The organism is Salipiger bermudensis (assembly GCF_017309175.1).
GTDB lineage: Bacteria > Pseudomonadota > Alphaproteobacteria > Rhodobacterales > Rhodobacteraceae > Salipiger > Salipiger bermudensis.
In genome coordinates, this window is the sequence record NZ_JAEKJV010000028.1 from 19582 (window position 1) to 29488 (window position 9907).

General features: G+C 65.0%; 12 protein-coding genes. 2 read left to right on the forward strand and 10 right to left on the reverse strand.

Going from position 1 to position 9907, the window contains the following annotated elements; all coding sequences use genetic code 11:
* Positions 1-4 precede the first annotated feature (4 nt).
* From JF542_RS23400 to JF542_RS23420, 5 genes are all read right to left on the reverse strand, one after another.
* Positions 5-748: a gamma-glutamyl-gamma-aminobutyrate hydrolase family protein gene (locus JF542_RS23400; protein WP_040544908.1), complete on the reverse strand. Its 744-nt coding sequence runs from the start codon at positions 746-748 to the stop codon at positions 5-7.
* Positions 745-1716, reverse strand: a complete 972-nt coding sequence (locus JF542_RS23405) for an amidoligase family protein (protein WP_007801110.1) — start codon at positions 1714-1716, stop codon at positions 745-747. Before JF542_RS23405 ends, JF542_RS23400 begins: the two co-directional genes overlap by 4 nt.
* Positions 1700-3484: a sensor histidine kinase gene (locus tag JF542_RS23410; RefSeq protein WP_207077610.1), complete on the reverse strand. Its 1785-nt coding sequence runs from the start codon at positions 3482-3484 to the stop codon at positions 1700-1702. Before JF542_RS23410 ends, JF542_RS23405 begins: the two co-directional genes overlap by 17 nt.
* Positions 3485-3547: 63 nt before the next feature.
* The gene (locus tag JF542_RS23415; RefSeq protein ID WP_207077611.1) at positions 3548-4102 is read right to left on the reverse strand and encodes an RNA polymerase sigma factor; all 555 of its coding nucleotides are present in this window, start codon (positions 4100-4102) and stop codon (positions 3548-3550) included.
* Positions 4099-4269 (reverse strand): NepR family anti-sigma factor, encoded by a 171-nt coding sequence (locus tag JF542_RS23420; RefSeq protein WP_007801116.1) that lies wholly within the window; start codon positions 4267-4269, stop codon positions 4099-4101. Before JF542_RS23420 ends, JF542_RS23415 begins: the two co-directional genes overlap by 4 nt.
* Positions 4270-4384: 115 nt before the next feature.
* Between JF542_RS23420 and JF542_RS23425 the strand changes: the two genes are divergently transcribed.
* Positions 4385-5185 (forward strand): response regulator, encoded by an 801-nt coding sequence (locus JF542_RS23425; protein ID WP_207077612.1) that lies wholly within the window; start codon positions 4385-4387, stop codon positions 5183-5185.
* Between the two features lie 172 nt (positions 5186-5357).
* Here the strand turns inward: JF542_RS23425 and JF542_RS23430 are convergent, their stop codons facing one another.
* The 5 genes from JF542_RS23430 to dctP all read right to left on the reverse strand — a co-directional run bounded on the left by JF542_RS23430 (position 5358) and on the right by dctP (position 9294).
* A complete protein-coding gene (locus JF542_RS23430; RefSeq protein WP_007801120.1) occupies positions 5358-5522 on the reverse strand; it encodes a DUF1328 domain-containing protein in 165 nt (54 codons plus the stop codon).
* A 55-nt stretch (positions 5523-5577) separates the two neighbouring features.
* The gene (locus JF542_RS23435) at positions 5578-5766 is read right to left on the reverse strand and encodes a PLD nuclease N-terminal domain-containing protein (RefSeq protein WP_007801122.1); all 189 of its coding nucleotides are present in this window, start codon (positions 5764-5766) and stop codon (positions 5578-5580) included.
* 401 nt (positions 5767-6167) lie between these two features.
* The gene (locus JF542_RS23440) at positions 6168-7565 is read right to left on the reverse strand and encodes a TRAP transporter large permease (RefSeq protein WP_207077613.1); all 1398 of its coding nucleotides are present in this window, start codon (positions 7563-7565) and stop codon (positions 6168-6170) included.
* Positions 7565-8197, reverse strand: coding sequence for a TRAP transporter small permease subunit (locus tag JF542_RS23445; protein ID WP_207077614.1), 633 nt, complete (start codon positions 8195-8197; stop codon positions 7565-7567). Before JF542_RS23445 ends, JF542_RS23440 begins: the two co-directional genes overlap by 1 nt.
* A gap of 83 nt (positions 8198-8280) precedes the next feature.
* Positions 8281-9294 carry a TRAP transporter substrate-binding protein DctP gene (gene dctP / locus JF542_RS23450; protein ID WP_207077615.1) on the reverse strand — a complete coding sequence of 338 codons (1014 nt, stop codon included), beginning with the start codon at positions 9292-9294 and terminating at the stop codon, positions 8281-8283.
* A 428-nt stretch (positions 9295-9722) separates the two neighbouring features.
* Here dctP and JF542_RS23455 point away from each other — a divergent pair.
* Positions 9723-9907, forward strand: a 185-nt coding sequence (locus tag JF542_RS23455) for an acetyl-coenzyme A synthetase N-terminal domain-containing protein (protein ID WP_207077616.1), incomplete at its 3' end; no start/stop codon positions are given.

The following is a 9907-nucleotide window of genomic DNA, read 5'->3' on the forward strand; positions in this document are numbered from 1 at the left end:
GTCGCTATTCCGCGCCGCCCCAGAGCGGTTCGGCGGCCTCGCGCGCCTCCTTCTCGGCCGCGGCGACCTGCGCGTCCTTGCCGCGTCCTGCCTTGGCCGCTGCCACGAGCGAGCGGAACAGCCGGCGGTGGGCACGCCGATAGATCAGGTGCTCGGGGTGCCACTGCACCCCCAGCGCGAACGGATCGCTCATTCGCTCGATCGCCTGCACCATGCCGCCATCGTCGCGCGCAGCCACCTGCAACCCCTCACCAAGACGGTCGACAGCCTGACTGTGCAGGGCGTTGACATAGAGACACTGCGCCTTGGCCGAGCGTGCCAGAAGCGTGTCGGCACCGATCTCGACCTTCTTGCGCGGCAGGATGGTGCGGATCTGGCGCGAGTCGTAGACTTGGTACGCGTCCTGATGCAGCGTTCCGCCCAGCACGATATTGAGCATCTGCGAGCCGCGGCAGATGCCGAGGATCGGCAACCGGCGCTCGAAGGCGCCGCGCAGCACACCGGATTCGAGCTCGTCGCGCGCCGGGTCGAGACGCACGCCAAGGCGAAGCTCGCCGCCGTAGAGCGTGGGCGCGATGTCGTCGCCGCCGCCGATCACAACGCCATGCACCGCGTCGAGATCAACGTTGCGAAACCCCGCCTGCCAGCGCAGCGCGCGCCCGCCAGCGAGCCAGATCGCCAGCGCCATCAACGGGAACACGCGCCAGCCCGAGCGGCGCGAGACGGTGACACCGATCAGCGGCCTCAAGGTGCAGCGCTCTCGAGCATGATGGCGACACGACGCGCCCAGTCCGAGCGGATCGAGGTTAGCGAGTCGCGATGCTCGCGCCACGCGACCTTGAGCCGCTGCAGCAGCGCCCGGTCGGCGGCAACGCGCTCGACCAGCGCCCAGCGGTTCCACTCGAGCGCAAGCGACCAGCCCGGCTCGTCGATGCGACAGTCCGGCAGGCGCCAGTGATATGTGGGACGGGGCTGGATCTGCTCCATGTCCATGACCCGCGCGACGCGGGCCTTGTCGATCTGCGCGAAGAGACAGAGCATGTCGAGCCCGTGATTGCGCGACGGCGCAAGCTCGAGATAGGTGTCGATCAACCCGCGCATGTCAGAGGGCCCGTCATCCGCCGCAAGCCGGTCGATCAGGCTGCGTGGATAGGGATCGACCCAGGGCAGCATCCGGCGCGACAGGTCGATGCCGGCGCTGCGGCGCAGGTGATCCTCCAGCAGCGCATAGGCGGTGAGAACCGGCGCGATGGCCTCAAAGGTCAGCGCCGCGGCCTCAGGATTGAAATGCACGCCGAACCCCAGCAGCACGCCGCCGGTCGTGCCGGTGGCGCCGGCCTTCGCCAGCGCCTCCAGCGCCTCGTCGAGCGCCGGGATCTGGTCAATTTCGATGGGATCGGTGACGATCTCGACCGGGACCACGGTGCGGGCCAGCTCGCGCAGCGATTTGCCGATGCCGTCGCGGTCCATCTTGTTGAGCGGCGCGCTGTCGAGATAGCACTCGAAGTCGCCGAGCCCGGTTCCCGTGACCGACCACTTGCCCGGCTTCTCCTCGCTCGCGGCGCCGCCGAGCGTATCCGCGAGCACCCGCGCCGCCTTTTCCTCGGTCAGCCCCGAGAACTCCACCTCGACGCCGACCCGGCGCGGCTCGCCCGACGCATTGCAGGGCTGGGGCAGCGGGATCAGCTCGGGCGGGGTCTCAGAAGTCAGGGACATTGGGCACCTTGGTCGGGACGGTCTCGTCGGCTTCGAAATCCTTCAGCGCAAAGGCCACGTGGACGCGGTAGATATCGGCCTGGCGTTCCTGCGTGAGAGAGCCGCCGAGTTGCGTGGTGAAGGCCTGGATCAAACGCGAGCCCAGCCCCGCCGGTTCCACCCGCATCTCGGGTTCCGACGGGCCTTCGGGCGCGACGCTGTTGCTGATCTCGAGCATCGCGCGGCCGCCGCCCTCGTAGCGGAAGCGCACGGACACCTCGGCCTGGCTCAGACCCGCTGGCGGCGAGGCGTATTTCATCGCGTTGGTCAGCGCCTCGGCGGTCAGCAGCGACAGCGGCACCGCCTGGTCCGGCACGGTCTCGATATGCTCGAGATCGGTGGTCACCTTGATCGACTCTCCCGCGACCTCGGTCATGTCGGTCATCTGCCCGACCAGATCCACCAGCAGCGCGCCCGCGTCCACATGGCCGAGATCCTCGGTCTGGTACAGGTTGCGGTGAATCGTGGCGAGGCTGCGGATGCGGTCCTGAAGACGCTGCAGCACGAACTTGGTCTCGGGTTCGCGCGACTGGCGGATCTGCATGTTCATGATCGACGAAATGAGCTGGAGGTTGTTCTTCACCCGGTGGTGAACCTCCTTCAGCAGGATGGTCTTTTCGCGCAGCGCGTTCTCCTGCTGCGCCTCGTCGCGCAGGATCGCGTCGGCCATGTCGAGGAAATCGTCCTCCATCTCGGCCAGTTCCGCCGGCATCTCGAGATGCGTGCGATGCTCGGGGATGCGGCGGGTGCGGGCAAAGATCCGCATCCGCCGCGACAACCGCTTGATGTGGCGGATCACCAGCCGGTTCACCGCGAGGAAAGCCACGATCACCGAGGCAGCCCACATCAGAAGCGGCAATGCCTTGGCAATGCCGGTGACGGTGATCGCCTCGGCTTCGGCATTCGTCGAGCTCCAGATGCCAAGCGCATAGACCACGCCGGGCACCAAAGGCGCCGCCGCGAACACCCGGGTCTCGCCGTCGACGCTGCGCGCCGCGAAGCTCTGCGGCTTGGCCCCGGCCAGAGACGCAAGGTCCAGATCGGCGGGCAGGTGCTCGGCGGCCTGCAACACACCGTTGCGCGCCGTCAGGAGCTCGCCGTCCTGGTTGAAGGTGACGATGTCCTCGAAACCGCTGGGCCCGGTCGCGTCGCCCGCCCTGTCGCCGGCGAACAGCGCCGAGGGCACCGACAGCAACACGTGGCCGGCAAGCTCTCCGCCAAGGAAGAACGGCTCGGCCACGACAATCACCGGACGCCGGCTCATCGGACCGTTCGGGTTCAGCCAGGCGCGTGAGCCGGGGTTTTCGACGATGGCCTGCAGGCGCGGAAAATCTGCGATGTCGATATCCTGATCACCCGAGCGACACGGTACGTTGCCATCCACGGTCAACACGAGCCCGAAGGAATATCCCGGCGAGGCGGCAAGGTAGGACGACAGACGCGCCGAGCAGGTCGCCGGGTCACCGCCCAGCATCGCCTCTTGGCCCATCGTGGCACCAAGCGCCTGCGCGCCGCCCTGGGCACGCAGCACGGTCTGGCGCTCGGCAAGCGCACCGGCCTCGGTCAGGGCCACGAGCGACAGCTGCGAACGCAGCCGGGTTTCTTCCTGCAACTTCGCGGTCTGAAAATAGGCCACGACGCCAATCGGCACCAGCGCCAGCGACAGAAACAGGATCATGCGCGCTGCGAGACCCATCGGGCGCAGGCGCGGCGAGGCTTTGTCGATCATTCCTGCCCGTTCGTCTTTCGTCGTCTGCCCCGGCCAGAACTCTCCGGCCGGGAGATTATCGGTTCAGCGCGCAGCGGGTCGCGCGCCCGTCACCACTGCCATCGTTGCCTGGTCGGTCATCTCGAGATTGTCGTCATCATCGAGCTTGAGCAACTCGCCAAGGCGGGCACGGGCACGGTTGACACGGCTCTTGATGGTGCCGACGGCAACGCCGCAGGTCTCTGCCGCATCTTCGTAGGAGAACCCCTGAGCGCCGACAAGGATCAGCGCCTCGCGCTGTTCGTCGGTCAGTTGCACGAAGGCGCGTCGGAAATCCGCCATCTGGAGGCGACCGTCATGGGCAGGCTTCTCCGACAGACTCTCGGTGAAGACACCTTCCGCGTCCGAGACCTCGCGGCCGGCCTTGCGCCGGTTCGAGTAGTACGTGTTGCGCAGGATTGTGAACAGCCACGCCCGCATGTTCGTGCCGGGCTCGAAGCTGGAAATCTTGGACCACGCCTTCACCAGCGTGTCCTGAACCATGTCGTCAGCGACCGCACCATTGCGCGTCAGCGACAGGGCAAACGCCCTGAGGGCGGGCAGGTGCTCAACGAGCTCGTCCCGGGGATCATCGCTCATTTAGCGTCTCCGCCGGTGGCGCTTCCGTCATCGTCCTGTGACTTTAGCTGTGCGATGAGGTCAAGGAAACGGTCCGGAACCTTCTCGTCCAGCATGTCCTGGTAGACCCGACGCAAATTCTCGTCGATGACCTCGGCCTCTTTGTCGTTTCTCCGCGTGTGACCCATTTGATCCTTGCTCTTTTTTCTCTGACGCGCCGTGCATTATTTTAAGCTCTTGCCGGAACCAATGCAGCAATCAGGCGTTTGGTTCCCGAAAAAATCGAAAAAAAGGACGTTCGATATGTCAAAAGGCGACCTGAGCCAGGCCATCGGAGCAGCGCTTCCTTATCTTCGCCGCTACGCGCGCGCGCTGACCGGCAGCCAGACCACCGGCGACAACTATGCCGCCGCCACGCTCGAGGCGATCCTGACCGATCGCAGTGCCGCCTCCGATGCCAGCTCGCCCAAGGTCGGACTGTTCAAGGTGTTCCACGGCATCTGGGTCAGCACCGGCGCACCGGTTGTCGAAGAGAACACCGGCGCCCTCGCGAAGGCGCATGACCGCCTGTCGAAGCTGACCACCAACAGCCGCGAGGCGCTTCTGCTGCACACGATCGAGGAATTCTCGATCTCCGAACTGGCCGAGATCATGCAGATCGAGACCAGCGAAGCGGAGCAGCTCGTGGTTCTGGCGCGTCAGGAGATGGCCGACGCGGTGACGGGCCGCGTGCTGATCATCGAGGACGAGGCGATCATCGCAATGGACCTCGAGAGCATCGTTGCCGATCTGGGCCACCGCGTGACAGGAGTGGCGCGCACCCGCGACGCCGCCATCGACCTTGCCAAGCAGGAAGTTCCCGACCTGGTGCTGGCCGACATCCAGCTGGCCGACAACTCTTCGGGCATCGACGCGGTCAACGACATCCTGAAGGAGCTGGGCGAGCGCCCGGTGATCTTCATCACCGCCTTCCCCGAACGTCTCCTCACCGGCGAGCGGCCCGAGCCGGCCTTCCTGATCTCCAAGCCCTATTCCGAAGATCAGGTCCGTTCGGCGGTCAGCCAGGCGATGTTCTTCTCGTCGACCGAAACGCTCAAGGCCTGACGCCTCTCACGTCTCTCTCCGGCCTTGTCGAAAGCGCGCCCTCGTGGCGCGCTTTCTTTGTCTGGCGCCCTGCCCGCCCGAAGGCTCCTCGGCTGCGGGCCGCAAAAAGCCGCCGCGCCCGTGGGAGGCACGGCGGCGATGGTCGTGTCCGGCTGCTGTCTGCGCCGAAGCGTCAGGCCTTGCGGACGAACTTCATGATAAGCGCGACGACGAACAGCACGAGGAAGATGAAGAACAGCACCTGTGCGATGCCCGCGGATGCGGATGCGATGCCCCCGAAGCCGAACACGGCGGCAACGATGGCGACGACGAAGAACAAAATGGCCCAGTAAAGCATGACAGGTTCCTCCGATGGGATGTCAGTCGGTTACGTGAAGATTAAAGCGTGGCGATCAAACCGTGGCGCGCGACGATTTCGGGCCGGCGATCAGCCAGATGATGAAGCCGAGGACCGGCAGGATGAGAACGAGCAGCGTCCACAGCACCTTCGAGCCGGTGCTGGCGCCCGAGCTGAGGATCGAGACGATGGCCCAGATGTCGAGCACGAGGATGATGAAGCCGCCAATGCCTGCGAATTCCATGATGAAGTCTCCTTTGCGTATCGGGTGCGGAAGACACAATCCACCTGAGCGGCGCCGCAGGGCCTCCGCCGGAGCACACCGCTCCGAGAGATCAGGTCTTCCACTGGTCTGTTGTCTCCGGAGGCGGTGCCGTCCGGTCATTCTGCACGGTTAACGCGCAATTGATGAAAATGGTTCCGCCGCGGCACCGCGCACTGCGGCACGCGCTCTTAGAACTTAAGAATTCCCTACCGGACCCGGATCGCCCAAGCTGAGGTCAGCCCTTCCCTTGGGGCAGATCCCTTCAGGCCGCCTCTTCCGAACCCGGCCAAGGAAAACGGCGCCGCCCGGACCTCCCGGGCGGCGCCGCTCTCATTTCCGAAGACATCCGTGCGGGCGGATGGGGCCGCGTGGGCAGCGCTTCATGCCAGCGAGGGCAGCCAGAGCACGATGGACGGGAAGGAAACCAGCAGCCCGATGGTCACCGCGTCGGCGATGAAGAACGGCGTCACGCCCCGGAACACGTCCTGCACGCTGAGATCGGGCCGCACCCCCGCCACCACGAAGCAGTTGAGCCCGATGGGCGGCGTGATGAGGCAGAACTCTGCCATCTTCACCACGAGAATGCCAAACCAGATCGCGCACATCTCGCCCGACATGCCGAAGGTGCTTTCTGCCGCCGAGACGGTCTCGCCGCCATTGAGCGCCATCACCGCCGGGTAGACGACCGGCAGGGTCAGCAGCAGCATGCCGATGGCATCCATGAACATGCCCAGCACCGCATAGGCCAGCAGGATGCAGATGAGGATCATCATCGGCGGGTATTGCAGCGACGAGATCCAGTCGGCGAAGGCCGAAGGCAGGTCCGCGAAGCCGAGGAAGCGCACGTAGATCAGCACCCCCCAGATGATGGTGAAGATCATGATCGACAGCTTCGCCGTCTCGATCAGCGCATCCTTCAGCTCGGCCCCCCGCATGCCGTGCAGCAGCGCCATCAGGAAGACGATGAACGCTCCCACCGCGCCGCCCTCGGTCGGCGTGCCCCAAGCGTCGCCGAACGGGTTGTAGACGAAGAAGATGATGATCACGACCACCGCCACGATGGGCAGCGCCGGCGGCAGCGCGGCAAAGCGCTGGCCCCATGTGAAGCCCCGCACCGGCGGCCCGAAGCCCTTGATGGTCAGCGCGAGGCCGATGATCAGCGTGCCGTAGACCACCGCCGAGAAGGCGCCGGGGATGAAGCCCGCCAGCAGCAGCTTGCCCACATCCTGCTCGACGATGATGGCGTAGATGACGAGGATTGCCGAGGGCGGGATCAGCGAGGCCAGCGTGCCGCCGGCCGCCACCACGCCCGCCGCGAAGCGCTTGTCGTAGCCGATCTTGAGCATCTCGGGGATGGCGATGCGGGCGAAGACCGCCGAGGTCGCGACCGAGGCGCCGGACACCGCCGCGAAGCCCGCCGTGGCGAACACGGTCGAGACCGCGAGACCGCCCGGCACCCAGGCCATCCAGCGCTTGGCCGCTTCGAAGAGCGCCTTGGTGAGCCCGGCGTAATAGGCCAGGTAGCCGATCAGGATGAAGGTCGGGATCAGGCTCAGCGCCTGGTTGGCGACCTTGCCATGCGGGATCTGCCCGGCGGTCTTGACCGCCACGCCGATCGCCCAGCCCAGCATCTCGGGATCGTAACTGCGCTTGTCCCAGAAGATCCAGACCAGCCCCACAAGCCCGGCAAGCCCCGCGGCAAAGGCCACGCGCATGCCCAGCACCACCATCACCAGCATCCCGCCGGTGACCCACAGGCCGATTTCAATCGTGTCCATCAGTCGTCATGCCCCTGGATATGCGCGGCTTCCTCGGCCGCCTGTTCAGCGACGCTCTGCACCAGCGGCACCGCCACCGGATGCTCGAGCCCCATCACCAGCGCCCGTGTGTAGCCCCAGAGTTGCAGCAGCAGCCGCAGGCTCATCACGGTAAACGCCACCGGCACGATCAGCTTGGCCGGCCACAGCGGGAGGCCGATGTCGATGGTGCTGTCGCGCGACCACATTGGCCGCGTCATGTCGAAGCTGCGGTCGAAATGCGCCCAGGAGCCCCAGACCAGCGCCACGATCAGCACAAGGATCCCGAAGGTAGTCAGCCATTCCGCGGCCCAGAGCGCCCTGCCCCTGAGCTTGCCCACGACAATATCCATGCGGATGTGACCGCCCTGCCGCTGCACGTAGGAAATACCGAGGATCGCGATCAGCGGCATCGCCGTCTCGATCCAGTCGACATAGCCGCGCAGCGGCTCGTTGAAGAGATTGCGCCCGCTCACCGAGACCACGGCGAGCATCATCAGAGCAAAGGCCCCAAGGCCCGAGAGGAAGGCAAACACCGTTTCGAGCTTCAGCAATCCGCGGTCGAGACGGCTGAGCGTGGATGTGTCGCTCAGCACGGCGGAGGAACCAGCCATTGCAGCACCTTTCAGAAGTGAGAGGCCCCCGGATCGGCGACCCGGGGGCGACAGGATCACCCCGTCGGACGGGGCGGATCGGCTCAGTTCGACGCGCGCGTCTCTTCGAGCGTGTCGTTCACCAGATCATAGAGCTCCTGCCCAGGCAGGCCCTGCGAGGTCATGTCGTCGATCCACTGCTGGTGGATCGGCATGGCGACCTCCTTGAACTCGGCCAGTTGCGCGTCCGAGATCATCACCTTCTCGACGTCTTTCTCGGCCAGCACCTCGTCCCAGCGCGCCAGCAGCTCGCCGTAGTTCTCGAGATAGTAGTCGATGGCCTCCGGCACCGAGCTGTCGAGCGCCTCGCGTTCTTCATCCGAGAGCGCGTCATAGGCGTCGATGTTCACCACCACCGGGCAGTTCACCGTGCCGGGGTTGAGGTTGGCGGTCCACCAGTCCGCCTCGTTGATGGTGCCGAACGAAAGATGCGCGTGCTGCGCGAAGGCCACGGTGTCGACGACGCCGGATTCCATCGCCTGGTAGGCCTCGGACGAGGTCACCGAGGTGGGCACGCCGCCCACCGCCTCGAAGGCGCGGCCCAGCCCGCCGGTGGCGCGCACACGCATGCCGTCGAACTTCGAAAGCTCGTCGCGCGGCTCGCCGGTGCCGACGAGGTTGTATTGCGGCATGGGGCTGGTCATCAGCATGCGCGCGTTCCACTGCGCCATCTCGTCGGCCACCGCCGGATGGTCGTAGACCGCGTGGCTCACCGCCACCTCCTCGTCGAGATTGGAGACACCGAGGAAGGGAAGCTCGAGAACGGTGATCGCGCGGTTCTTATCAGCGTGGTAGCCGGCGCAGAACTGGGCAACCTCGAAGGCGCCGATCGAGATGCCGTCGAGATTTTCGGTGTTCTTGGACAGGCCGCCATACGAGATGTTCATGGTGAACTCGCCGTTCGTCTTCTCCTCGACCAGCTCTGCAAGCTTGTGCAGATGCTCGGTGAAGGCGCGGCGCTTGCCCCAGACCGACACGTTCCATTCGGTCGCCATCGCCTCGGTGGCGAAGGCAAGGGTCAGCGCGGAGACGCAGAGCGTCATCGTGGTCTTCTTCATTTGGTATTTTCCTCCCGTTGGTCGGCGGCCCTCCAGCCGCCTTGGCGCGGGAGGTTAGAGCATCAAGCGCATGACGCAAGCCGATTGGCCGACTCGATCCGTGCGCTGTGGCCCCGGCTTCCGGTCCAGATCTGTATGCAAAGGCATACAGGAACAATTTGTCACACCCTATGGGCGAACCGATCCGGCGCGCTCTTGCTGAAACATGCTTTACATAGGGTCAACACGAGCCCGTTGAAACTAGGGCAAATTCCCTGAGTTTTGCGAAGTAATTTACAGCAAGCCTCGCGCTAACGAAAATATTTTACAAATAAAAGCTGTGTTTTCTGTTACTTATTTATTTCTTTTCGGTCTCGCGTATGATCGGCACAGGGATGGGAAATGCCGCAGTGCGGCGTTCTGGAAATACGGATCTAGGGAGGATCTCCATGAAAGACGATGCCCAAACCGCCGCTGCCGGCACCTACCCGCCTTCGTCCGACTTCGTGTCCAATGCACATGTGGACGCTGCCAAGTATGACGAGATGTATGCCCGCTCGATCAGCGACCCGGAGGGGTTCTGGGCCGACGAGGCACAGCGGCTCGACTGGATGGCCCGGCCGACCAGGATCAA